This is a genomic window from Floridaenema aerugineum BLCC-F46 (genome assembly GCF_041929345.1).
In the GTDB taxonomy this organism is placed as follows: Bacteria; Cyanobacteriota; Cyanobacteriia; order Cyanobacteriales; family Aerosakkonemataceae; genus Floridanema; species Floridanema aerugineum.
Genome location: NZ_JBHFNQ010000186.1, coordinates 37,816 through 62,574, shown reverse-complemented (window position 1 = coordinate 62,574; position 24,759 = coordinate 37,816). Strand labels below are relative to the sequence as shown.

19 protein-coding genes are annotated in these 24,759 nt (G+C 38.5%); 8 read left to right on the top strand and 11 right to left on the bottom strand.

Annotated elements, in window-relative coordinates; all coding sequences use genetic code 11:
• Positions 1-4: 4 nt before the first annotated feature.
• The 9 genes from ACE1CC_RS24125 to hepC form a co-directional block, all read right to left on the bottom strand.
• Positions 5-1,030: a glycosyltransferase family 4 protein gene (locus ACE1CC_RS24125; protein ID WP_413272988.1), complete on the bottom strand. Its 1,026-nt coding sequence runs from the start codon at positions 1,028-1,030 to the stop codon at positions 5-7.
• Positions 1,031-1,084: 54 nt separating this feature from the next.
• On the bottom strand, positions 1,085-2,812 hold the full coding sequence (locus ACE1CC_RS24120; RefSeq protein ID WP_413272987.1) for a 6-pyruvoyl-tetrahydropterin synthase-related protein: 1,728 nt from the start codon (positions 2,810-2,812) through the stop codon (positions 1,085-1,087).
• A gap of 35 nt (positions 2,813-2,847) precedes the next feature.
• On the bottom strand, positions 2,848-4,245 hold the full coding sequence (locus ACE1CC_RS24115) for an O-antigen ligase domain-containing protein (protein WP_413272986.1): 1,398 nt from the start codon (positions 4,243-4,245) through the stop codon (positions 2,848-2,850).
• Complete coding sequence (locus tag ACE1CC_RS24110) at positions 4,242-5,399, bottom strand: glycosyltransferase family 4 protein (RefSeq protein WP_413272985.1); 1,158 nt, start codon at positions 5,397-5,399, stop codon at positions 4,242-4,244. The genes ACE1CC_RS24115 and ACE1CC_RS24110 overlap by 4 nt, the downstream gene beginning before the upstream one ends.
• Complete coding sequence (locus tag ACE1CC_RS24105) at positions 5,365-6,546, bottom strand: glycosyltransferase family 4 protein (protein WP_413272984.1); 1,182 nt, start codon at positions 6,544-6,546, stop codon at positions 5,365-5,367. The genes ACE1CC_RS24110 and ACE1CC_RS24105 overlap by 35 nt, the downstream gene beginning before the upstream one ends.
• A 5-nt stretch (positions 6,547-6,551) precedes the next feature.
• Positions 6,552-7,730, bottom strand: coding sequence for a glycosyltransferase family 4 protein (locus ACE1CC_RS24100; RefSeq protein WP_459563907.1), 1,179 nt, complete (start codon positions 7,728-7,730; stop codon positions 6,552-6,554).
• A gap of 91 nt (positions 7,731-7,821) precedes the next feature.
• Positions 7,822-8,988, bottom strand: coding sequence for a glycosyltransferase family 4 protein (locus tag ACE1CC_RS24095; RefSeq protein WP_413272982.1), 1,167 nt, complete (start codon positions 8,986-8,988; stop codon positions 7,822-7,824).
• Between the two features lie 33 nt (positions 8,989-9,021).
• A complete protein-coding gene (gene hepA / locus ACE1CC_RS24090; RefSeq protein ID WP_413272981.1) occupies positions 9,022-10,872 on the bottom strand; it encodes a heterocyst formation ABC transporter subunit HepA in 1,851 nt (616 codons plus the stop codon).
• A gap of 25 nt (positions 10,873-10,897) precedes the next feature.
• Positions 10,898-11,824, bottom strand: a complete 927-nt coding sequence (gene hepC, locus ACE1CC_RS24085; protein WP_413272980.1) for a heterocyst development glycosyltransferase HepC — start codon at positions 11,822-11,824, stop codon at positions 10,898-10,900.
• A 510-nt stretch (positions 11,825-12,334) separates the two neighbouring features.
• On the opposite strand from hepC, the gene ACE1CC_RS24080 reads away from it, so the two are divergent.
• Both ACE1CC_RS24080 and ACE1CC_RS24075 read left to right on the top strand, forming a co-directional pair.
• Positions 12,335-13,414: a glycosyltransferase gene (locus tag ACE1CC_RS24080; protein WP_413272979.1), complete on the top strand. Its 1,080-nt coding sequence runs from the start codon at positions 12,335-12,337 to the stop codon at positions 13,412-13,414.
• A gap of 17 nt (positions 13,415-13,431) precedes the next feature.
• On the top strand, positions 13,432-15,654 hold the full coding sequence (locus ACE1CC_RS24075) for a GumC family protein (RefSeq protein WP_413272978.1): 2,223 nt from the start codon (positions 13,432-13,434) through the stop codon (positions 15,652-15,654).
• A gap of 6 nt (positions 15,655-15,660) precedes the next feature.
• Here ACE1CC_RS24075 and ACE1CC_RS24070 read toward each other — a convergent pair whose 3' ends face one another.
• Positions 15,661-16,695, bottom strand: coding sequence for a tellurite resistance TerB family protein (locus tag ACE1CC_RS24070; protein ID WP_413272977.1), 1,035 nt, complete (start codon positions 16,693-16,695; stop codon positions 15,661-15,663).
• Positions 16,696-17,007: 312 nt separating this feature from the next.
• On the opposite strand from ACE1CC_RS24070, the gene ACE1CC_RS24065 reads away from it, so the two are divergent.
• From ACE1CC_RS24065 to ACE1CC_RS24050, 4 genes are all read left to right on the top strand, one after another.
• Positions 17,008-17,322, top strand: a complete 315-nt coding sequence (locus ACE1CC_RS24065) for a Mo-dependent nitrogenase C-terminal domain-containing protein (RefSeq protein ID WP_413272976.1) — start codon at positions 17,008-17,010, stop codon at positions 17,320-17,322.
• A gap of 4 nt (positions 17,323-17,326) precedes the next feature.
• The gene (locus ACE1CC_RS24060) at positions 17,327-17,611 is read left to right on the top strand and encodes a cupin domain-containing protein (RefSeq protein WP_413272975.1); all 285 of its coding nucleotides are present in this window, start codon (positions 17,327-17,329) and stop codon (positions 17,609-17,611) included.
• A 671-nt stretch (positions 17,612-18,282) separates the two neighbouring features.
• Positions 18,283-18,696: a heavy metal-responsive transcriptional regulator gene (locus ACE1CC_RS24055; protein ID WP_413272974.1), complete on the top strand. Its 414-nt coding sequence runs from the start codon at positions 18,283-18,285 to the stop codon at positions 18,694-18,696.
• Between the two features lie 315 nt (positions 18,697-19,011).
• Positions 19,012-19,362, top strand: coding sequence for a hypothetical protein (locus tag ACE1CC_RS24050; RefSeq protein WP_413272973.1), 351 nt, complete (start codon positions 19,012-19,014; stop codon positions 19,360-19,362).
• A 304-nt stretch (positions 19,363-19,666) separates the two neighbouring features.
• Here ACE1CC_RS24050 and ACE1CC_RS24045 read toward each other — a convergent pair whose 3' ends face one another.
• Positions 19,667-20,386 carry a biliverdin-producing heme oxygenase gene (locus ACE1CC_RS24045; RefSeq protein ID WP_413272972.1) on the bottom strand — a complete coding sequence of 240 codons (720 nt, stop codon included), beginning with the start codon at positions 20,384-20,386 and terminating at the stop codon, positions 19,667-19,669.
• A gap of 227 nt (positions 20,387-20,613) precedes the next feature.
• Between ACE1CC_RS24045 and ACE1CC_RS24040 the strand changes: the two genes are divergently transcribed.
• Positions 20,614-20,937 (top strand): hypothetical protein, encoded by a 324-nt coding sequence (locus ACE1CC_RS24040; RefSeq protein ID WP_413272971.1) that lies wholly within the window; start codon positions 20,614-20,616, stop codon positions 20,935-20,937.
• A 351-nt stretch (positions 20,938-21,288) separates the two neighbouring features.
• Positions 21,289-24,717 carry a tetratricopeptide repeat protein gene (locus ACE1CC_RS24035; RefSeq protein WP_413272970.1) on the top strand — a complete coding sequence of 1,143 codons (3,429 nt, stop codon included), beginning with the start codon at positions 21,289-21,291 and terminating at the stop codon, positions 24,715-24,717.
• The last annotated feature ends 42 nt before the right edge of the window (positions 24,718-24,759 follow it).

Below are 24,759 nucleotides of genomic sequence, written 5' to 3'. Positions count from 1 at the left end.
TAGGTTAACTATAAATCTTCCAGGGGGAGTTATTAGCAAAAAGCATATTTGTTAAATGCTGACGACTCAAATCTTCCGAACAGTATTTCTCGGCAAACTGTTTGCCATTTTCACCGAGTTTATGACATTTTTCTGGGTCATTCCAAAGATTAATAATTGCTTTTGCTAAAGCATCTGGCGCAAATGGTTTGCAGGTAATGCCATTATAATCTTCTATTACATAGTCACTAACTCCACGAGAATTAGTAATAATAAATCCTTTGCCAAGGTGCATTGCTGCAACTAAAGTAAAATGACCACAGGGTATTTCTGCGCCTTTGAGTGGTAACACCATAAACCGAGAATGTTTCAGGATATTCATAGCATGAGGTTCAGAAATGTTCACCAAAACTTTGACATTTGGCGGAATTTCTAAATCTTTTCGATTACTGGGTCTAATCACAATAACCATCTTTAAATCCGGCAATTTTTTCATAGCTTCCATGAGAGTTTTATAGTCTCGCGCATTACCCCCAATAGCACAGATATAATCACCCTCCTCTAGTGGTTCTTGCGGTTCAACTTTCGGTGGTTTCATAGTCCAAAGTTTCGTTTCAATAAGCTCTTGGGAAATTCCGAAATAGTCGCTATAAAGCTGCTTTTCAAACTTAGAATAAACGACAAATTGATTGATGGTTTTAAAAGCTAATTTCATTAATTGTCGTTTTAATCCATGAGGCAATTCATGAAAGTTAAAAGAGTAGGCAATATGTTTAGTTTTTACGCCTAAAAAGAAGGCAAAAAAAGCACACCAAAATGATAGCCTGGGATTATGGGCAACAAGTAAATCAGCTTGATGTTGCTTTGCGGAACGAACTGCTTCTAAACAGGTACGAACTCCCGATAATTGGGTGTATCTTTCTAAGATTCCTTGCGGTTTATCATAATGGAAATGCCAATGGAGTTGATATTCGCTTAGTTCAGGTGCAAACCATTGCCAATTTTCGCCCCAAGCTGGTGTACAGCAAACAATACTAGAAGGATTTTTCATAGTTAATAATTTTGTCTAAAAACGAGTAAGTTGATGTGATTTATTGTGATTTTTTTACCATTGAAAATTACGTAGATTATCCAGGCGAAACCGCCAGATAAAAAAGATAATTAGCAGTGCAGAAATAGCACTAATAATTTGTCCGGTTCTTTCTTCCACTCCAGCTTCTAGTGTTAACCTAACCTGATGCTGTCCTGGCGGTATCGACACACTCAATAAACCCTCTGTTGTTGAAGGTTCTACTGGCAAAATACGCGACTCGCCGTTAATTTTGGCAGTCCATCCTGGGTAATAAAACTGATGAATATTTACCCAAAGATTAGTTATAGCATTGGTTTGTAAAACTATATGTCTCAGCTGCCATTTTGTGATTGATATATTACCCTGTCCAACAGCTATTCTTGCTCGAGCGAAGCTATTCCCTAATTCGGCAATTTTGGATGCTGTAAATATTTCTGGAGGAACCCATTTAGGTCGATATTCGGGTGCATCTAAACTAATATTTAACTCTTGATTAGCATCCAATGGCTTTTCTAAAGTAGTGTATTTGTATAAGAGTTCAGGACTTGTATAAATATGGGCAACTACGGCACCAGATAATAAGAGAATAACGACTAATGAACTTGTAATTGCTAAAGTGTTCTTAGTGGCAACATTAATTGGTTTTTTCAATGCCGAAATTCCTAAAGCTAAAAGAGCAGTGGTCGCTACTGTCAAAATAGTATTAAATCGCCAAGGATGTTGAATTCTTTGGATTATGGAAAAGATTTCCCATATAGGTTTACTTATAGGTAATGTCATCAAAAAAACACTCATGGCAATAATCATCCAATAGCGACTTTCTCTTCTAATTTTTGCTATTTGATGCTGACGTGCCAGGAAAAAAGCGCCACCAGCTACTCCGGCTAATAGTATGGTTTTAACACCTAAATATAAATTAAATTTAGAACTAAAAAAGTTTTCACCAAAAAAGAGGAAATTGTTTCCATAAAAATATCTTCCTGTTCTGATCTCTATCATAGAAATATATTTTTGAGTGGTCATAGCTGGCACTAAATAAATTGCCGATAACCCAATACCCAGTAATATTGCAACTAGGAGATATAGTAATGCTTGTTTTCTTTGTTTCCTTTCAGTGATGAAGAATAAATAGGAAATGGGAATAATTGAAAATATGAGTACAGTTATTATATGTGTCATAATCAGCAGAGCATAGCTGATGGCAAAACCTACTAAAGCAAATTTAGAGCCTGTGCTGATTTTTCGCGTAAAATATAAAAGCAATGGTAGCCAAACAAAGCTCCAATGTTCTGCATAAGCAAAACGAACGTAAAGATCAACTGCCAAGTGATAGGGCAAAGCCATATATAAAATTGCAGCGATAAATGCTGAGTTTTGATTAGTAATATCTTTTAACCAAATATAGGCGGTAATTCCAGATGCTAAAAGGGCTAAAGCGGCAGATAAACTTAGCTGATGCCAACCGGATGAATCGTTAGGGAAAAAAGGATGAAATAAACTACTAAAGTAATAAGGAATGGGGCCATAAAAAAAGAAAGCTGGACTTCCTAAACCAGCATTCATATTTTGCAGCCATCGAGGATAAAGTTCGCCTGTCCAAAATTGTTCTGTGAAATGTTTAGACCATTTTAAATGAAATGCAATCAGGTCATGTGCCTCAAAAATTCCGCCAAAAATAGCTGGAATAGAGAGGATAAATCCAATCATCACAATTCCGATAATATGAATTCCTGTAATACGTTTTTCCTGAATCAATAACATGGCTATTAAACTTCCTTACTCAAAATGACAAATCATTAATCTTGAATTCCGGGTTTATTTTGCTGTGAGTAGTATTTATGGGCTGCTACAGCTAAACCCAAAAATGCCCACAAAACAACACCAAATACTCCAGCAGTTGCACCATTTAACCCTATTTGGGCGAATACACCAATGCCAATAGCACGAGCAGCACTCATGAAAGGATCTAAACGAACTTCAGGGTATTGTAATAAGCTAAAAATTAGTAAAATAATGCCGCCCAAGTAAGGGATAGCACCCACCCAACCAAATGAGTAAAATGTGTCTAAAATCCCGCTATCAATATTAGGGCCTAAAGCTGCATTTCCTCCTAATCCATTACCAATAATTTGTGCCAAAGCAATACTTAAATAAGTCTCGTAACGTTCAGCCCTTTCGTTGTAACTTACATCATCATCGGCATTACTAAGAGATTCTATTCTTGGAGCAATTACTGAAGAGAAAGGCTCGATATTGGCTAAGGGAACTACGAGAATTACTATTACTAAAAGTGTAATAATTAAACGCATTTGCAACTTAGCTTTGAGTGATGAAGTTAAAATAAAAACTGCCACTAACCAACCTAACCAAACAGCCCTTGCTGATGATAAAAGTAGGGAGAGATATCCCACGCCAGCAGATGCGAAACGAAAAGTTCCTTTGCCATTAAATAATAGTAATAAACCTGCCATCATTACTACTGCAAATGGCTGAGGAGAATTCATGGTACTAAATACCCGAATTCCTAAAGGTTCAGGCGCTCCAAAGGCAACTGCTCCGGTATTGATAATCCAAAATCTATCCCATTCAGGTGCTACTAAATATTGCCATACTCCGTAGCTTCCGGTTACTAATACTCCCCATAAAAAAGTGCGTTGAATATTTTGACTTATTTGGGGGTAATTTCGCCAATTTATAAATAAATGAAACCCGAAAGCGATCGGAGTTAGCCAGTTAAGACAGGCAAGCATAGCAGATGTGGGTGAGGTTTGAATTAAGCCGATTAAAAAAGCATAACCAACTCCTAAAAAAGATAGGATAAAAGGCAATCCTCCTTGGGAATAACTTTGGGGAAGATAGCGTAATAAAGAAGCTAATGTAATTAGTGTAACTAAGGGTGGTGCTAACAATATTGGACTGGGATCTACCCAACCACTTTTGAGATCTACTAAGCGGCGAATCCAAGGTGAAAGCAACCAGATCCACCAAGTAAAACCTATGTAAAGAATGGGATATCTTCGATATAAAAATACTCCTACTAGAAAAGATGCTGCGGGAAATAATAAACGTAAAATACCGCCTGCGTTCGCCACTATGCAGACTGCGGTGAAGAGTGAAAATCCTAAAATTACTGTCCAAGCTTGGGCAGGTTGTAAACTAATAAAAAAGCTTTTTTTGGGGAGGGAATTAGTCATTGGCGATCGCACTTTCCTAAACAAGCTTGTTCATATAATGCCAGGTTTTTTTGAGCAATTTTTGCCCAACTATAAGTTTGTGCAGTCGCATAAGCATTGCGCCGCAATTGTTCTAACAAAGAATGATTTGTAATCAATTGTTCTAATGCTTCTTCAATAGCTAGGCTGTTTCTTGGGGGAATGATGATCGCATCATGTCCATCTCGAACTATTTCTAATGGCCCAGGTGTGGCTGTAGTTATCGGTGCTAAACCACAAGCCATTGCTTCAATTAATGCTACACCAAACCCTTCAGAAATTGTGGAAAAAAGTTTAATTTGATGACCTTTTAAAAGTTCTGGCAGAGTTTCGTTGGTGTAATAGGGAATGACTTTGACGCGATCGCGCACCCCTGGCTCAAAATCTGCATAAACTTGCGCTGGATCGGGACATTCAAAACATTTTGTTCCGAAAAAACTTACTTCAACTTGTGGATAACGAGCCAAAATTTTATTTAATGCCGGAACACTGTAATGAATGCCTTTTCGCGGAATGTAAGTACCAATTTGAGCGATGCGAATTACAGAATTATCTGTTGTTGGTATCGACTCAAACGGCAAATTTAAAAATCTGTCTGCAATGCCATTAGGAACAACAGCTACTCGTTCGGGTTTCACTTTCAAATTTTCTGTTACATACTTAGCATCGCAGCTATTAAGCAGCAAAACTAAGTCCGAATAACGCATGGATTTTTCCACTTCCCAAAGTCGTACACTACCCCGATAAAGAGGATATTTCCAACTTAATTTTATATTTCCTTGTTGTGTTTCTTGTAAATATTCTTGATGTTCAATATGTTCTAAACCGTGACAACGTGCAACTAAAAGCGGGCGATTTTTTCTATTATTTTGTAATAATCCCCATAGCCAACCGTCACCTGTGGAAGCATCTACTATATCGATTCCTTGCTGGTTACATTTGCCGATTTTGTAAGTTACAAACTCAGGAAAAGTAATAAATTTTGCTAGGCGATGTAACTTTTTGGGCAGGTCATCTAGGGAATAGTAATAAACTTGATGCCCTAGTTTTTCATATTCTTGACCAAGCCGCCAAGTTACTCCAGCCGCACCAGCATTGGTATCAAAATTGTAGTGACAAGTGAGCAGAATTTTCATGGTTTTGTTTACTAATAGATATCTCTCGAAAAACTGATTCTAGGGTTTGAAAATTAGTGTGAGCGTTAAACTTTCTTTCGACAATTTGACGACCTTTGGCACCCATTTCTTTACCTAAATTGCGATTTTCTATCAGTTGTTGAATTCTGTTAGCTAAGTCAGTGCGATCGCCTGGTTGAATCAAAAACCCCGTTTCTTCATGACTAACAATTTCAGGAATTGCATTAACTCGACTAGCAATAATTGGTAAACCCGCCGCCATTGCTTCGATAAAAACCCAGCCAAAAGGTTCAGAATAAGTTGGCAATACAAACACATCTGCTTGATGATAAAGTTCTAACCATTCAGGAGTGTAGGCTTTAATATTTTGGTAAATGTAAACGTGAGTCCGATCGCATTTTATCGGTGTTTGCGTGACTAAATGTAACTCTGCGCGATCGGCAAATCTTTCCAGAAATACTTCTAAAAGGTCTTGTCCTCCCTTACGTTCAAAGTGACCACCAATAAATAAAATTTTGTAAGGTTTTTGCTCAATTTGTTTGGGTTTACTTGATAAAGGAATTTTATTGAGATCTACACCAGGGTAAATAACTTTTACCTTGTTTTCGTCAATTTTGTAGTCTTCAATGACAGATTTACGAGTAGCTTCCGAAAAAGTTATTAGCTTCGCCGCCCCCTGAAAAACCCTTTTTTCTAATAAAAAGTTAGGCGCATAAGTCCAGCGGAAATCCGGGTCAGTTTTTTCGGTAGCGGCTTGAATGGCGGTAAAGTCAATAGTAATGGCAGTAGGTAACTTTTTTAGCAAATCTAATGCTAAAAATGCCAATGGTTGAGTATGAAAATGCAGAGCAGAGTACTTTCTTTGGCTAAATTTGCGATAGGTTAACCTCCGACTCATGTAGGCAAAACCTAATTGAACGCGCAAGCGAGTAAAGTCTAGATTTTGTTTTTGAATCCAGCGATTAGGAAAGTTGTAACTCAGTAGTCTGTTAATTATTCTGGTAGTTAACTCTTTTTCATCGTTGTACCAGTAGAAGTCTACTTTGCGATCGCCATTTCTGCCGAAATACTCCCTCATCAATTCGCCATAAGTGCGATGTCCTAAATAGCTTTCAATAATCGAAAGAACTTGAGGAGATTTGTTCATTTTTATCACTCTTTAACAACCTTCAAAAGTACTTTTTCTACGCCATTAATCATGGTTTCCAAACTAAATTTATTGAAAGTATATTCACGAGATTTCGCACCTAATTGCGGATTGGTATCTCGCCAATCAATCATTTTATTGAGAGTCTTTGCTAAATCTTGGGCATTTCCTGGCTCAAATAATCCGGCAGCAAATTCGCCTGTCAAAATCTCTGGAATTCCTCCAATTCGGCTACCTACTACAGGCGTTCCACAAGCCATCGATTCAATTACTACTCTGCCAAAAGGTTCAGACCATAAACTAGGTACAACTGTTAGATCGCTAACCTGATAAACTGAGGTAGGGTTACTTAAATGACCGAGGAATTCTACAGATTGTTCTATACCTAGAGCGATCGCAATTTGTTTTAAAGATTGCTTATACTCCTCACCAGCTAAAGGGCATTCTTTACCATCGGCTGAGAAGTGAAGTAGAGGTTTCCCAGCAATAAACAGTTTCGCTTTCTTGCCAGTTTTAAGAAATAAAGCAAACGCCTCTATCAACAGTTCTAAACCCTTATCTTTGTCTAATCTTCCCACATACGAAACGACTCTAGTATCTTCGGGAATGTTCCATGAATTTCTTAGTTGAGCAAGATTTTCAGCGAGTTTGAACTTCTCAAAGTTAGTACCGTTATATACTACATCAATTTTTTCCTCTGTCAACTTTAATTCCTGTAACCATTCATTTTTTGTCTGTTGAGAAACCGCAATAAACTTGTTGACACCCTTCATGCCAATTCGCCTCTGAAGATTGAATTCTTCCCGGTTAACAGGTGGGGGAATTTGCAGATAACAAACAAAGGGTACTTGCTTAAATAAAGATAAAAGATAACCGTAAAAAGCATCAGGGTATTGATTAATAAAGACTACGCTATTGTCCTTTGCTGTAACTTTCCAAATATCTCTAAAACTTGGTAAAAAATTAATAATGTCGCTAACTTTCCGGCGATCGAACCCATAACTATTTACCTTAATTACCTGTTCGCAAAATTGTTGATACTTCTCAACTAAATCCCCAGGTTTAACATAGAACAAGCTAATTTTGTGACCTTTTTCTGATAGAGTGCGGCAAATTTCAAATAGATTTAATTCTTGTCCGCCACGCGCAGATGATGGTTGCTGCTCTAAAACAATAACGTGCATTAGTTTGGAGTTATTAACTGTTTCAGTTAGCAGTTCTGGTGTTTTTAATTTAGTTTCCGTCATTTTAATTAACCTTCCTTGATTGACTTAACTACAGTAAATCTAAAATCAACTCTTTTGCTTGTTTCCCCACTACTTCCCAATTAAAGCGATTTTGATATTCGTTAAATGATGAACGAGCTAAATCTTGATATTCGCCATAATTATTCATCAAATTATTTATGTAATCACAATATTCAGAAATCCGGGCTTTTAATAAAAAAGTTTTACCATTTAAGTCATCAGAAATCATGCTGGGAATGCCACCAACATTGCTGGTTAAACAAGGTAATCCGAAGGAATTTGCTTCACATAAAACGTGAGGAGAACAATCAGCTTTTGAGGGCATAATGAAAAAATGGGATTCCCTAAATAATTTATTTATCTGCTCTTTCCCTTCCATAGTCGATTTATCAATGAATCCTAAAACTTTCACAAACTTGGGCAAAGGTCGATCGTTAATAGGGTGGCATCCCACTACAAATAATTCCGTTTTTAGTCCTCTTTGATTTAATTCTTCAGCCACCTTAAGAGCAATATCCCCACCTTTCCTCAACCATTCAACACCAATAAATAATAATTTGCAAGGAACTCTATCTTTGGCTTGAACTATGTGATTAATAGTTTCGCTGTTGCGATCGCATTCTATATTTGCTCCCCAAGGAATTACTCTTACTTTCCTCGGCTCAATTCCATAAATTTTTATAGCAGATTCAGCAGCCCAGTCAGATAGAAATATAACTACTTTGCTTCTCTCAAAGGCTGCTTTTTCCATTTCATAAATATGTCTTTTAGTTTCACCGCACAGATTACTAAAAACTGAATACCAATCAATTAAAGCTGTTTGGGGTGCATCTGTCCAAATTACAATTGGTTGTTTACATTCAAGATAAGCAACTGGTTGAGCATTCTCTGGACATAGAACTAAACGAGCATTAGAATTAGACAATTTTTGTGAAACTTGTAAAGCATAATCTTTAGTTATAGATGGAACTGACCAACAATGATAAAACTTGTTTAAAACAAGTTTATACAATTTGCTTTTAGCTCTATCTACTAGTTTATGGTTTTGCTTCAAAGGCCCAATATAGCTAATAGGTATTGATTGATTTTCCAAATATTTCGCCAAGAATTGACCTGCTCCTCGAATGCCGAGCAGATCTTTTCTCCAACCCGAACTATCGAAAACTTCATAACTAGTAACATAAGCCAAAACCATTCTTTTCTTACCTTTTCCTTCGAGAATTCAAACTTACCCAACTTGACCTAATTCATGCTGCATTTGGTGATATTTCCAAAGTTTGCCTCGCTGTTCCAACAATTCGTTGTATTGTCCTTGTTCGACAATTCTTCCTGCTTCTAAAACCACCACTTTGTCGGCTCTTACAATTGTTGAAAGTCGGTGAGCGATCGCAATTACTGTCCTTCCTTGAGACAGTTTTTCTAAAGACTCTTGAATCAACCTTTCGGAAACAGAATCTAAGGCACTTGTAGCTTCATCCAAAATCAAAATTTCTGGGTCACGGAGCAGGGCACGAGCGATCGCAATTCGCTGACGTTGACCACCAGATAACCTCACACCTCTATCCCCTAATTGAGTATCAAAACCTTCCGGTAATTCCTCGATAAATTCCCAAGCATTAGCTAATTTAGCTGCTGTCAAAATTGCTTTTTCATCAGCATTTTCTGTGCCATAAGCAATATTATCTCGCACCGAAGCATTGAAGATAAATGTATCCTGACTCACCACCGCTAACTTACGCCGCAAGGAATTAATTTCAAATTCTCGCAGATCGATCCCATCAATTAAAATTTGCCCTGCGGTAGGATCGTAAAATCTCGGAATCAAATCTGCTAAAGTAGATTTTCCTGCACCCGAAGCTCCTACTAATGCCGTTGTTTTTCCCTTTGTGATTGTCAAGGTAACATTGTGCAATACCAAATTATCTGCATCATAGCCAAAATCTACTGACACAAAATCAATGCCTCGTTCCAAACCAGAAAACTGTAACTTACCATCGATTAAATATGGTTTATTTTCAGTTTTAAGCAGTTCCTTAATACTGCTTAAAGGCCCCTGAAAGCTACTAATTTGCGCCCGCGATCCATTGATCTGTCGGACAATAGGCATTAAGCGAAATAAGACAAATAAAAATGTTAGTAATCCAGCAGGTTGAATTTGTTGTTGCGGAATTAAAGTAGCGAATGCTAATAACAAAATTCCAACTAAAATTGCCGTTGCTCCCCCTTCTGCTAAAGGTTCAACAGATGCACTTGCAGCCAAACCTTTAATTGCTGCTTTTTTCAGTTGTGAACTTGCATCGTAAAACCTTTTTCGCTCGAAATCTTGAGTGGCAAAAGCTTGTACAGTGCGAATACCGTTAATAAATTCCAGGGCTACTGAAGCATACCAACCACCTGCTTTTGACCATTCAAAACTAGCTTCTCTCACTCTTCCTAACAAAGTAGTAATTGCTGCTGATAATAAACCAAACAACATTACTGAAATAACTGTTAATTGCCAAGAGAGTAACAGCATTGAGATGACATAAGCAATTAAAGTAGAGCTTCTAGTAACTAAAAAAGAAGTAATTCCGAAAGCGTGACAAATTTGGTTTACTTCTGAAGTTAAGCTATTAACTAACTCACCAGAACGAGTTTTGGCAAAGTACCTTAAGCTTAGAGATTGTAACTGCTCGAAAAGCTTTTTACGTATGCGATCGGCTAAATTGTGATTAGCAATTTCGCTGTAAACTTGACCCAAATATGTAAAGCCTGTTCGGAGCAAAGTTACTACTAAAATTAACGCGGAAACTCGATAAAGTCGCTCCATGTTTGAAGCATTTATTCCCAAAAACCAAACATCAAACCAGTGAATACCTGTTTGAATTGGCTGGGCTTGAGGGTCGGTTAAACTTTGCAAGAAAGCTAAGAGAAATCCAACTCCGAATCCCTCAAAAGCTGCTGCTGTCAAAGTAAATAACAGAGCTAACAGTGCTACTTTGCGAAGGTGTTTAAACTCTCGCAAAATTATGTAGTTTTCTTGCCAAAATTTTGTTGCTTTGAGCAAATTACTAATTGGCTTTAGCTGTTTAAGAATCATGCAATTTTCCCAGGTCAGTTGTGAACTAATAAGCGCCAAAACCGGAAAGGACTTTGAGCATGGTTAGTGGTAATATTTTTAAGTCTCGCCACAAAGACCAGCTACGCAAGTACTCTAGATCGCAATGATTTACAGCATCTAAATCTAACAAATGCGATCGCGCTTTTACCTGCCAATCTCCGGTCATTCCTGGTAGTGCATTTAACCTTTTTTGTCCGGCTTTACTAATCCTGACAGCATCATATAAAGCCCAAGGACGAGGCCCTACTAAACTCATTTCACCCCGTAATACATTAAATAATTGTGGCAGTTCATCCAGGCTATATTTACGCATCCAACGCCCTAAAGATGTAACCCGAAAATCATCTTTGCACTTGTGCAAACCTTTCTGATTTGCCATTACTTGATGATGAAACTTTTCAGCATCCACTATCATTGTCCTGAATTTTAAGATGTGAAATAACTTGCCTCTTTCTCCCACACGCCATTGAGTGTAAAAAATTGGCCCAGGAGAGTTACTGCGGATTAGTATTGCCAGTGCGACCATCAGTGGAGTCAGTACCGTTAGCAGTAAAGCCGCAACGCTCCAGTCAAATAAACGTTTGAAAGCCCAACCGATCGGATTCCGCATTCTGGGTAATCCCTGAGCAGAAGGCAAGCGTAAAAATACTGGTTTATTAGCTTGCTCGCAGGCATCTGCCCAAAGTCTTAATTGAGCCTCGCTGAGATCTGGATCGAGTAGAACCATGCGTACAGGCGAGTAGGTTAAGCATTTGACCAGTAGTTCTCGGTTCTCCAAGGCTGGTAAATAGGGTTGATTTGTTCCTTGGTGGGAACTTACTAGTAACTTACCCAGTCTCCACTTAAGTATATACTTAGGTGCCGAGTAATCAAGGTTTTCTCGCTCGCCTGGTATTAGTTCTTTTAAGGTAGAAAGTGTAACACTTGTCATTTTCCTTTCCCTTTCGCAAAATTACTTTCTAGGAAATTTGTAGTTAATGTTGCCATTAATAAACAGTCCAGTACTCCAGCTAGTTGCACTAGTTTGATTTGTTTAGTATGTAATCACCTTTGCTTTCTTAGTCTAGTTATGAAGATTTATTAAAACGTCTATCTAAAGGATGAAGGATCTTTAAGTTTACTTAACTTAAAATCATCATCAATAGAGTTTACTAAAATGCTTTTTGGGTAGCCGATTGCCGGATCTACCAAATATTTGAATGCAGGTGATTTAGTATATGGTTTTACATCACAACACAGAAAAAACTTAGGCGTTGTTAATGCGGTTGGTATTTTTTTTGCCCAATAAAATTGATTCAGCGACCCCAACCCGGAGAAGGAAAGTAAATAACTTTCCCTCTTGAAGTCATGTTTTTATCTACTTTTGGATAGATATATAGCTGACAAGTTGTTGCTAGCTTTGTTGTAGCTTGACATTAACATTCAAACAAGTTTTGTATTTATGAAAATCGCTTTAGTACATGATTATTTAACCCAAAGAGGCGGAGCAGAGCGAGTTTTTGAACTGCTTTGTAAGCGCTATCCTAATGCAGATATTTTTACATCTTTGTACGACCCTGAAAGAACCATAGATTTAGGCGATCGCACAGTTTATACCAGTTTCTTACAAAAAATACCCAAAGCATCAAAGTATTTTCGGCTGTTGGCTCCCCTTTATTTCCCAGCATTTCGAGCTTTAGATTTGCAAGACTACGACTTAATTATTAGTAGTTGTAGTAGCTTTGCCAAAGCAGTAAGAAAATCTCATAGAGCTAAACATATATGCTTCTGTCACAACGTCACTAGATTTCTTTGGGATACCCAAACCTATCTTCGAGAATATGCAGATTACAAATTATTTGCTCCAGTAATTGAACCGATATTTGACATCTTGCGGCAGGTAGACTTAAATTACGCCCAAGAACCTGATATTTATATTGCTAATTCACACACTGTAGCCAAGCGGATTCAAAAACATTATGGTAAACCAGCGATCGTAATTAACTATCCTATTAATACCAACCAATTCACATTTTCCGAATCCAAAGAAAATTTCTATCTCGCTTCAGCACGCCTACTAAGTTACAAACGGATGGATGTCATCGTCGAAGCTTTTAACTGGTTAGGATGGCCCATCTACATATTAGGTGATGGCCCAGAACGAGAAAATTTAGAATCCCAAGCTTTAGAAAACGTCAAATTTTTAGGTCATGTTAGTGATGCAGAACGCAGTGAATTAATGGCAAAAGCTTCCTCCGTAATAGTTGCTGCCCTAGAAGATTATGGTTTAGTTCCAGTAGAAGCAAATGCCAGTGGCACACCTGTAATTGCTTACGGTGCAGGTGGGGTATTAGACACACAAATTCCCGGAAAAACCGGAGTATTTTTTCATAAACAAACACCAGACGCACTGCAAGCAGCATTAATTGAAGCTCAGAAAATTTCCTGGGATTATCATACAATTCGTAATCATGCAGTAAGTCAGTTTTCTGAAACAGCCTTTTTTAGTAAAGTAGAGCAAGCGATCGCGCAATTTATTTAATAGTTTTGAGGTTAAATATGGTAAACGTAAACGCAAATAACTTTAATACGGCTGCTGAAACCGAGCCAGGTTACGGACAACTTTTAGCAATTTTAATGCGTCGCCGTTACTGGTTATTAAGTGTTTTCTCCTTAGTTTTAGTCACTACTATTATCATAACTTTAATCACTAAACCTACTTATAAAAGCTCCATGCAGCTATTAGTAGAACCCAACTATCAAGGAAAACGAGAAGGTGCTAGAAATGCCGAAAATGACTTTGCTGATTCCAATGTAGAAATAGATTATGCCACCCAACTTAACTTAATGCGAAGTTCGCAATTAATCCAAGAAGCAGTAAATTTACTCCGTCCTCAGTACCCAAAAATTAAAGTTAAAGACCTTAAAGATTCATTGGTAATTAATCAGTTAGAAGAAGATAAAGTTAAAACCAAAATATTTGAAGTTACTTACATCGATCATGACCCAATCAAAACTCAAACTGTACTCGAAACTATTAAGCGTGTTTACCAAAATTATAACCGCGAGCAACAGCAACTTCGTTTAAATAGAGGTCTATCTTTTATTGATGCTCAACTACCATCATTGCGAGAAAACACAGCCCAAACCGAAGCTGCTTTAGACAAATTTCGGAAAAGTCAAAACTTCATTGAACCAGAATTACAAGCAAAAGCATTAATTGAATCCTTAAAAGATGTTCAATACGAACTTCGCACAGCCCTTGCTCAATACCAAGAAGCACAAGCGCGGTTTCAAACATTACAACAACAAGTTAAGCGATCGCCACAAGATGCCGTAGTTTCCTCCCGCCTCAGTGAATCTACGCGCTATCAAACATTACTCAACGAAATTCAAAAAATCGACTTAGAATTAGCCAAAGAACGGCAACGTTTCACTGATGATAATCCTGCCATTCAAAACTTACTAGAGCAACGTCAAAGACAACTAGCTTTACTCCAAAGAGAACAGCAAACAGTTCAAGGAAATAACCTAGTTACTCCAAACATTCCCCAAAGAAATTTGCTTGAAAAAGGACAACTAGGCAAACTTGACGTTGACCTTTCTAGTAGACTTTTACAAGAACAAACCAATCTACTTGGATGGCAAGCCAGAGTACAAACATTAACCCAGAAAGCGCAGCAACTCCAAACCCAATTACAGCGATTTCCGGGAATGTTATCAGAATACAATCGTCTACAACCACAAGTAAAACTGAATCGAGAAACCCTGGAACAACTACTAAAAGCACGACAAGACTTAAGCTTAGAAATTGCTAGAGGTGGCTTCGATTGGCAACTTGTAGAAGAACCACAATTAGGCTTAAAAATTGGCCCAAGCATGAAGCGAAACTTGCTTTTAGGTGCAGTAGTTGGACTAATGTTAGGCGGTATTGTCGCCTTTATCCGGGAAATGATTGATGATGCTGTTCACACATCTGATGAATTGAAGAAACAAGTTGATTTGCCATTACTAGGAATCATTCCTCAATTAACGCCTCATATTAGAACTGAACCAATTATTCACTTACCTTTCCGCCAACAACCAATCTTAGCCTCGTCAACTATGGAATTAATTAGTTGGCAACCTTTTCGAGAATCTTTGGATTTAATTTATCAAAATATTCAATTAGTAAATTCTGCTGGTTCTTTAAAATCTCTGGTGATTACATCCGCCTTAGCTGGAGAAGGTAAATCTGCGATCGCATTAGGCTTAGCAATTAGTGCGGCTCGTTTGCATCAAAGAGTATTATTAATTGATGCCGACTTACGTCGTCCAAGCTTACATAAAGAACTAAATCTTCCCAACGATCGAGGACTTTCCACATTATTAACAAGCGATGTTTCTCTAAAAGATGAAACTAGTATTCAAATATCTCGACAACATAGTAATATTTCCATTTTAACTGCGGGGCCAACTCCACTCGATCCAGCACAACTTTTAAGTTCCCAAAGAATGCGAGAATTAATGGCAAACTTTGAGCAATCTTACGACTTAGTATTGTTAGATGCGCCTCCAGTTTTAGGCATAGTAGACGCAATTTTAGCAGCATCTTTTTGCAGTGGCGTAGTATTAGTAGGACGCATTGGTAGAGTTACTCGTACCGAATTAACTCAAGCTACAAATATGTTGCATAAGTTAAATGTAATTGGTGTTGTCGCTAATGGTGCTGAGGGATTTAGTAACGGTTATTCATCCTACCCACCACAAAATCAGGAATTATTACAAGCAAGAACGAGATGATAAAGATCAATAATCATCATCAAATTCACCAAGAAATTCTATGCTTTCAATAAATTCATAAAGTTGGTCTTTTAATTCCTCAGCTTCATCCTCAATTTCCCCTGGTTTTTCATCATGAAGAAAATTGCGCTGACAACTGACTACATACATATAATCTTCCAGATCAAAAACTACTATTCCCCGATAAGCATTTAGCCTGGTAGCAGGTTGATTATTTTGGGAAACAGTCATAGTTGAACCGAATGGCAGATCCAAAACTGCAAAGTAAGCGCCAAAATTTAAGTCTGCCAGATATTCCTGATAAATTACTTTTGCATTAGGGATACTACCCAGAATCGCCTGGGAAAAGTACTTATCTAAAATACCTTCGAGATACTTTTCTTTGCCCAAATTTTCTATTTTTTCCGCCTCTGCGTCTACATCATTTGCTTGCCAGTAATCAATTCTTAAAAGCGTGCCAAAATCATCAGTAAATGTTACTACCCCAGGCTGAGAATCGGTTTTACCACCTTTTTCTAACTCGACGGGAACAGGGACGCAAAAATTACCTGTTGGCGAATCATAATATTCAAATTCAGATACTTCTAAATCATCGATTTCTGCTAAATTTTCTAATACTGCATCGATAACTTCTTGGGCTTGTTCGTCTGGAATTTCTAGGGCAATTTGTAGTTCGGTTAAAAACTCTACAGCTTCGTCGCCGATCTCTCCCGCTTCTACTAGCATAATTACTGCCGCTTCAAAAGCATCTAGTATTAAATCATCCGAAAGAGATTCGTAAGCAGTATTAAATAATACGGCTAAATTTTCTTGTTCAGCAATATCAACCACGCGATCGACAAGTTCCGTTATTTCATCTTTTGCGTATTCAGCACCAAGGTCTGATTCCCAAAGAATGTTTTCTAACTTTGTTAACTCCACATCATCATAATCAGTTTTTACTGCCGCAATAGCAACGATCGCGATCGCTGCTACGGCTTCTGACGCACTCAGAGTTTCTGTCATTAAATCTGAGTTGAAAACATAATCATATTTGCCCATAAATTTAAATCTCTATCTGTGTAGTTGAGCTATTTATAGCAAATTCTCCATTCAATTCAAGAGTACAGCATTACATCAGGGAAGATATTTAACCTATTTCTTGATTAAAAGTAAGTTTCTATCAGTAAAATCTCATCTATTTTCTTTGTTCGCTGATTTAGTAACAAAAACTACCAAACAACTTTTACTTATACTTCACTAAAACTTTAACCAGTTATAGATTCTTTTTATCTATTTCTTCATTCAAAAACTACTTTTCGCCGCTATATTAGTAATAAAGATAAGTTTCCAAGATAATCAAAAGAAAAACTTATGAATAGCAGATGGATTAGCGATCGCACCACCGTAGCACAACCACAAACAACCAAGATTAGCCAAATTGACCTACTTCAACCCTTGCGCCAATGGCTAGATCAACTAGAGATTTCCAACCCAAAATTAGCCAAATTCATCTACAAAGCCATACCTGCACAATGTCCCTTTGAGCGTGATATTGTATTGTTCGATCGTAAAATCGCCCACATTCCCCCAATGTGCAAACTCAATCCCCTTTACGATCAACTAGTAGGCTTGCGTTTTCGCGCCCTTTGTTATTTAGTTGATCAATGTGGAATGGACATCAGCTAAAAATATGCAAAGCACAACCGAAATTAAAATCATTCATCAACCGACTCAAGAAAAACTCAACCAATTAGGCGTATCTAAATGGCCTATTTGGACAAAAGAAGTATCAGAATTTCCTTGGACTTACGACGAATCAGAAACTTGTTACTTATTAGAAGGCGATGTAATTGTAACACCTGTAAATGGTCAACCAGTGCAAGTAAAAAAAGGCGATTTAGTCACATTTCCTGCCGGAATGTCCTGCACTTGGAACATCAAAAGCGATGTGAGAAAGCATTATAAATTTGGCTAAATTAGTAGGGTGTGTGACGGCGCGACACAAAAAAAAGCCTGAAATTTATCCTTTTTACCAAAAAAATGGGTTTAAAGCCCCGTCCCTTTAGGACGGCTTTTGCAAGGATTTAATGTAATCCCTGAGAACTTCAGACATGGAAATTTGCTTGGATTTGGCATAGTTTTTTAGGGCTTCATACTCCGGCTCGGACAACAAAAGCTGTAATCGTTTTGTTCTTGGCATAACTCTAAAAATGTGTATAATTAGAGTGTAGCGGTTCGGGTAATCAACCGCTTTAAAAACCCGATGTTGCCTAGCGGCTCAACGCTGAACCTTGACAACTGAATCTATGGGGTTCTACTTCAATGTTCTAGTTCTACCTGGAAGTAGGTAAAAGATTCACAGGAGCTAGACAAGTCAGTATTAAACTCAAACAAATTTTGGAGTAATCCAACTACGGTAGGGCATACCGAAAGTTAACGCTTGGGGAGAGAACCACCTCTTTGTTAGACACTGCAAGGTATCTAATTTAAGTGGACTCGTTGAACCAAGAATCCTCATGCCTTTAGGCTGAGGAGTGTCAACGTCACGCACCTCCGTCGAGTAAATCGAAAATCGAAAATCCCTTGACTCTCCCCTAAGCTGGATAGTCTACCCTAAGCTTAGAGGTTGACAAAGGTAAGACAAATATGTTAGTTCAAGAAAAGCCAAAGCAGATTGGTTTAGTCGCCAAGCAAAGCGGCGTATCAATTAAAACTATTCGCTATTACGAAGAATTGGGTTTACTGAAAGCATCAGGTAGAACAGAAGGCGGATATAGATTATTTGATGCAGATATTTTATCTCGCCTCAGCTTTATCAAACGCGGTCAAAGTTTAGGATTGACTCTCGCAGAGATTAAAGAATTTTTGCAGATTCACGATCGAGGGGATTTACCCTGTGAACACGCAAAAGTTAAGCTGCAAGAACAAATTACAGATATTGATGAGCAGATTCAACAATTACTTGTACTCAAACAAGAGTTACAAAGATTACTTTTAACTCAAGAAACTACTGTGACAAATCTTGAAAAAGTAATTTGTCCTGTAATTGAACAAAATTAAATATTGAACATTTTTATAAAATGGTCTGTTGTAAGGACTTCAGTCCTTTTATCTAGGAAGGCAACGACTAAATTCGTTACAACAGACCTATTAATAATGTCCGTTGTCAGGACTTCAGTCCTTTTCCTATTAGCTTAAAGTTATTAAGTTAATAGGTTGTTTTTTCTACCAATTTTAACTGAATAAATCAACCAAAAAATTTTTCATTTTTACTATTGACTCTCCAGTGTAGGTGAGAATTTAAGCTGATTTTAGTTGAGGAATTACCTAAAAAGTTTACTCAACGCCTAACAAATACATTGGTGGAGTTTAATTATGAAACGCTTAATTTTGGGAAGTTTGTCTTTCGTATTCTTGTCTCAAGTAATTACATCTGTAGCCCAAGCTCAAATCCAAGCAACACAATCAACAACAGACTATACCTCAAACTTGGTTCAACAACTGACTCCTTTTGAGTTAGTAAATATGGCTTACCAAGGGCATTTTCAGGAACAAGGTATTCCCGGTTATATGCTATTTGTTTCTGCTCATCACACAGGAAGATTGCGTGCAGAAACATTAGTTGAAGCTGCAATTAGAGCGAAGAAATTATCACCGCAGCTATTAACAGATCAAGGGTATTTGAATGCAGTGGAAGCGCAAATTAGGAGAGTAATTGTTCGTTAATTCAGATCTTGTGCCAGTTCCAATATCCGCCTGCGAATCAATTCGCAGGCTAATAGCAAAACTCCTCTGAAGAGGACTAAATATTTACAATCAAGTTGTAGGGGCAGGTTAAAATCACAGGTGCAAGATTTTCGTTAATAACTTTGCTGAAACAATGCCTAATTTTGATTGCTTAACCCTTAAAAGCTTACAATCCTGGGGACTTGATGATAGCTAGGTTAAACCACCATCAAGCCTCCAGGATTGTGAAAAAAAATGTAATATTTCCTAACAAACCCGAAAATTAATGCAAAGCTGCTCTCATTTATTCAGCAGTTGCTAATTCAGTTTCGGTGCTGCCACGAGTGCGTTTGCGGGTTAAGCTGTTGAATAGCATCATACCGATCGCCTTAATCAAATTACCTTCTAATTCCATAAACATTTTCATGTTCATGCCAAAAGCAGCATTAGCTTCGTCTACAATGCGATCGGCAGTAGCTTCATCAATAGGTAACTCATTCAAAGCTTGACGATAGTTATTTTTAAAAGCCTTCTCATCAGGGATATCCTTGAATTCGTAGAAAGCAGTACCACCATCAGTTAAATTCATTGCTCGAACAGCAATACCCTTGAGGATTTGACCACCAGAAAGGTCGCCCAAATAGCGGGTGTAAGATTGAGCAATCAGCAATTCTGGCTCATTTTCCGAAACTTCGCGAATGCGTTGCACGTAGGCTTGAGCAGCAGGAGAAGGAGCCACTTGATCGCGCCAGTTTGGGCCAAAATAATAGCTGAGGTCTTGTTCTAAGCTTTTTTTGCGATTTAGCTCTTTAAAATAGATTTTAGAAAGGATGGGATGATCCTTGTGCTTTTCCATCTCTTCTTCGATTTGAGAATACACGAAGTAGAGATTAGCTACCAATTTCCGATAGGATTCCTTTTCTACTACACCTTTTAAAAAGCACTTGACAAAACCAACATTTTCTGCCATTGAGTGAGATTTTTTGGTGCCTTCACGCAATTTGGTTGCTAAGTTACTGCTCATACTAAATTACTGTCCCTTAAGTCTTTTGAGGAGCGTGTGATTTTTGCCAAAGGTTAAAAAACCCGCCTAAAAGTTAACATTAGACTGATTTGATGAGAAATTTCATTAAGTTTTTTTACGAAATCTGGGGGACTGGGGATTCTTGATGACAGGCAAGATGCCTGTCCTACAGGATTGGGAAAAATACTATAATTTTGGTGATTGTATAAATTTTACTAAGTAATCTAATGGCGGATATTTTAATTGAAGTTCAAGGGCAAGATGCGGTTGCGGCGACAGAAGAATTACTGGAAATTTCTGGGGTAACTGGAAGTTATGAAGTTGATGAAGCAGTTGAAAGAGAAGGTACATTAGCGACTATTGCGACTATTGTGACGATCGTCGGGGGTACAATGGCGATCGCCGATCTAATTCACAAATGGTATCAAGAATACAAACAGGGGAAATCTGGGAAAACGATCGAGAAAGTATTGATAGTCGGAAAAGACGGCAAAAGACTACTTTTAGAAAATGCGACATTAGAAGACATTCGGAAGATATTAGAAAGTTGAGGGAGGATGTTGTTGGCAAATTAATTACTGTAGGGGCGAAGCATTTGGGCGATCAATTTTGCAACTCACCAAAGATACTTGCACCCAAATGCTTCGCCCTCCCCCACAGACAACCTATATCTACAATCTTGCACCGAGACAGGGCGAAGCATTCGGAAAGTTATATTTTGGTTGAGTTTCATAAATTGTCGCCCGAATGCTTCGCCCCTACAGTAATTCTCTCCAATAGACGATCGCACTTTAAAGAAGATCTGCGTTCATCTGCGATTAAAAAACCGACCTTTCGGGGAATCAGTAGACGATCGCAAAACCAAATGCCAAAATCGAAAAAATTTCATATCTATATATAATATGCAAATCCTGCACCTAGACTTAAAAGAAGTAGCAGGCGACTATGTAGAACTGCGCTATTTTCTCGATAACCCAAACCAGTATCAAAAACGACAACTTCCCCTATCAGAAATCTCCCACTTCCTGAACTTAGCCGAACAGGATTATTATGTTCGCCTAGCGGAGGACTACGCCAAAACCGGACAAAAGCTGTATAAATGGTTAGATGGGAGCGATCGCTTTTTCCAAAGACTCCTCAACCAACATCAGCGAGACGGCATAGTTTTAGCCATTGCGACAGCCGAAAATCTTGCCCATTTGCCTTGGGAAGTGCTGCACGATGGAAACAGTTTTTTAGTGCAACGAATACCCGGAGTTGTTCCGGTACGCTGGTTATCTTCCGATGAAGTGAAGAAATTAACCATCGAGGCGACACCGGAAAATCGGGCGTTGAACCTGTTATTTATGGCAACATCGCCATTAAAAGTAGAACCGATACTCGACTTTGAGGCGGAAGAAGGGCGAATTTTGGAGGCAACGGCGCGACAACCTTTATTTTTAGCAGTAGAAGAAAGCGGTTGTTTGTCCGAGTTGGGTTATTTAATCGAAAATTACGGCAAAGGATATTTTGACGTATTCCACCTTACGGGTCATGCTAACCTAACCGATGCTGGGGCGCGTTTTGTTACGGAAACGGAAATTGGCGAAGCTTACTATGCGACGGCGGAAGATATCGCCAGAGAGTTACAATTCCAAATGCCTAAACTAATTTTCCTCTCAGGTTGTCGCACTGGGCAAGCTCTTAAAGTTGGCGCAGTACCTTCGATGGCGGAGGAGTTGCTGAAATTGGGAGGGAAAGCAATTTTAGGTTGGGGACAAAAAGTTTTAGATTCGGAAGCGAAGGAAGCAGCAGCAACTTTATATCAAGAGTTAGCGGCGGGAAAGCAAGTTACCGAAGCAGTTGCTTGTACTTACCAAACTTTAATTAAAATCAAAGCGCGAGATTGGCATTTGTTGCGGTTGTATGCAGCAGAGAGTTTACCGGGAAACTTAGTCACCCCTTTGAGAACGAGGGGAAGAAAACCCGCGCCTCCCGCTTCCGTTGCTACCGAGTTTTTAGACACGGCGGGTAAGGTAAAAGTCCCCAAACGCGAGAGTTTTGTCGGTCGTCGCCGTCAGTTACAATCTTGTTTACGGGCGCTGACTCAATCACCGGAAGAAGTGGGAGTATTGATTCATGGGATGGGTGGTTTGGGTAAGAGTAGTTTAGCAGCTAGGTTATCTGATAGATTACCCGATTTTGAGCGAGTTGTTTGGGTAGGGCGCATCGATGAAGCGAGTTTAGTGAATCGTTTGGCCCAAAAATTGGACTCGAAAGAACTGCGGGAAGCGGTACAAGATTTTGATGAGGAATTGAAATTTCGCTTAAAGCGAGTATTTAATCAATCTCCCCCCCTTGGTAATGGAAGCAATCAAAATGCCCCCCTTGGTAAGGGGGGTTGGGGGGATCTCCCCTTTTTGCTGGTGTTGGATGATTTTGAGGATAAAAATTTAGAACCCCGTGATAATGAGTATGTGCTGAAACCGGAAGCGGCGAGAGTTTTAGAAGCGTTAGTTTGGGCAATTCAGGAAACTAACTCGCCTCACCGTTTAATTATTACCAGTCGTTACGATTTTGATTCTACCCAGTTGCGCTATTTTTATAAGCAACCTTTGGATGCACTACAGGGGGCAGATTTAAGAAAAAAGTGCGATCGCCTCGCTGCTTTTAGTGGAGAAGTTAAGGTAGATGAGGCGTTACAGTCGCAAGCAAAAAGATTGGCAGATGGAAATCCTCGGTTGTTGGAATGGTTGGATAAGGTACTGGGGAATTCTGCTAAAAGTGGGACGAGTGGCGCTGGTTTAGAACTTCTCACCATTGAAAATGTATCGGAAATTCTCACCAAAATGGAAGGCAAGCGGATTGACTTGCGAGAAGAGGTTTTAGATAAAGCTTTGCTGGAACTGATGGATGAACCGATGCAGGAAATGTTATCACGGGGGCTGGTGTTTGAGTTGCCAATACCAAAAGCGGCGCTAACGGCTGTTTGTGATTCTATCCCGAATTTGGAAGGGCAGATAAATCGGGCCGTTGCTTTGGGATTATTGGAAGTTAGTCCTGATGCGTCGCTACGAGTTCCGCGCATTTTGCCTTTAAAGTTACCGGAAAATGGGGAAAGTTTGAATCGGCTTGCTGCTGAGGAGTTGTATCGTCTTTGGTGGGAGGAGTCGAAAACATCAACTGAGGAACGTTGTCTGGAAATTCATCGGTTAGCACTACAAGGCAAGTTGGAAAAGATTGCGGTAGAAATTGGGAATGTAATTTCAAGGCATTGGATTAATACCAGCCAATTTAACCGAGTAGTTAAGCTTTGCCAAGATACTTTAAAAATTACAGAAAATTACCAAATATTTCTTCAACTAGCCCGCTCAAAGAAAGAAGTTGGTGAGATTGATGAAGCAATTATAAACTATCACCACTCTCTAAACCTGTGTAATCCAGAAGATGAAAAAACCAAAGCAGCAATTCTTCACAATTTAGCAGAAATCCATACTCAACAGGGCGAAGTTGAGAAAGCCCTGACTTTTTTTAACCAATCTCTAGAAATTACCGAACGCATAGGAGATATTAAGGGTCAAGCTGCTACCTTGCATGATCTAGCTATTATTTATGCTAACCAAAGGCAATTTGAAAAAGCGATCGCATATCTACAAAAGGTTATCAAAATAGACGAATATGCCGATAATCTGCGAGGTAAGGCAACAGCACTAAATAGCATAGCTAGTATCTATGGAAATCAAGGACAATATGAAAAAGCCATTGATTCTCTTCAGCAATCCCTGGCACTTCAAGAGCGCGTTGGTAATATACAGGGTCAGATCTCAACTTTGCATAACTTAGCAAGTATCTACGATAGCCAAGGTAAAAGTGAAGATGCACTTAATATCTTTAAGATAGTTCTTGAGATTGAGGATCAAATTTGTGATATTAATGCCAAAGCAGCAACTCTAAATAATATAGCATTTATTTATGATAATCAAGGAAAATCTGAAGAGGCACTGGTACATCTTAAACTATCTTTTGATATTACAAAACAGATCAAAGATATAAATGGTCAGGTAAAAACTCTGACAAATATGGCCTTTATTAATGCCAAATGTGGTCAAATTGGAGAAGCATTTCTCTTATATCAGCAATTATTGGAACTTCAGGAACTTATAGATGATGTTCAGGGTAAAGCAGGTACATTAGGAATGCTTGGTCAATTATTAGCAATTCAGGGAGATTTTAGTAAGGCATTAGATTACTTGTCTAAATCTTTAGAGATTTTTCATCACTTCCAATCTCCTGAAGCTGAAAAGGTGAGGCAATATATCGCCAGAGTTCAACAGTTAGCAGACAGTAAATAATACTAAATCCCTCTTAATCCTCTTCGTTTTCTTCTTCGCGTC

Coding starts and splice junctions, on each gene's coding strand:
- ACE1CC_RS24120 (WP_413272987.1), bottom strand. CDS start 2,812: ATGTTATTGATTCAGGAAAAACGTATTACAGGAATTCATATTATCGGA.
- ACE1CC_RS24115 (WP_413272986.1), bottom strand. CDS start 4,245: ATGACTAATTCCCTCCCCAAAAAAAGCTTTTTTATTAGTTTACAACCT.
- ACE1CC_RS24050 (WP_413272973.1), top strand. CDS start 19,012: ATGAAACGCTTAATTTTGGGAAGTTTGTCTTTCGTATTCTTGTCTCAA.
- ACE1CC_RS24040 (WP_413272971.1), top strand. CDS start 20,614: ATGGCGGATATTTTAATTGAAGTTCAAGGGCAAGATGCGGTTGCGGCG.
- ACE1CC_RS24095 (WP_413272982.1), bottom strand. CDS start 8,988: ATGGTTTTGGCTTATGTTACTAGTTATGAAGTTTTCGATAGTTCGGGT.
- ACE1CC_RS24100 (WP_459563907.1), bottom strand. CDS start 7,730: ATGCACGTTATTGTTTTAGAGCAGCAACCATCATCTGCGCGTGGCGGA.
- ACE1CC_RS24125 (WP_413272988.1), bottom strand. CDS start 1,030: ATGAAAAATCCTTCTAGTATTGTTTGCTGTACACCAGCTTGGGGCGAA.
- ACE1CC_RS24070 (WP_413272977.1), bottom strand. CDS start 16,695: ATGGGCAAATATGATTATGTTTTCAACTCAGATTTAATGACAGAAACT.
- hepA (WP_413272981.1), bottom strand. CDS start 10,872: ATGATTCTTAAACAGCTAAAGCCAATTAGTAATTTGCTCAAAGCAACA.
- ACE1CC_RS24075 (WP_413272978.1), top strand. CDS start 13,432: ATGGTAAACGTAAACGCAAATAACTTTAATACGGCTGCTGAAACCGAG.
- ACE1CC_RS24060 (WP_413272975.1), top strand. CDS start 17,327: ATGCAAAGCACAACCGAAATTAAAATCATTCATCAACCGACTCAAGAA.
- ACE1CC_RS24110 (WP_413272985.1), bottom strand. CDS start 5,399: ATGAAAATTCTGCTCACTTGTCACTACAATTTTGATACCAATGCTGGT.
- ACE1CC_RS24045 (WP_413272972.1), bottom strand. CDS start 20,386: ATGAGCAGTAACTTAGCAACCAAATTGCGTGAAGGCACCAAAAAATCT.
- ACE1CC_RS24080 (WP_413272979.1), top strand. CDS start 12,335: ATGAAAATCGCTTTAGTACATGATTATTTAACCCAAAGAGGCGGAGCA.
- ACE1CC_RS24035 (WP_413272970.1), top strand. CDS start 21,289: ATGCAAATCCTGCACCTAGACTTAAAAGAAGTAGCAGGCGACTATGTA.
- ACE1CC_RS24105 (WP_413272984.1), bottom strand. CDS start 6,546: ATGAACAAATCTCCTCAAGTTCTTTCGATTATTGAAAGCTATTTAGGA.
- ACE1CC_RS24055 (WP_413272974.1), top strand. CDS start 18,283: ATGTTAGTTCAAGAAAAGCCAAAGCAGATTGGTTTAGTCGCCAAGCAA.
- hepC (WP_413272980.1), bottom strand. CDS start 11,824: ATGACAAGTGTTACACTTTCTACCTTAAAAGAACTAATACCAGGCGAG.
- ACE1CC_RS24065 (WP_413272976.1), top strand. CDS start 17,008: ATGAATAGCAGATGGATTAGCGATCGCACCACCGTAGCACAACCACAA.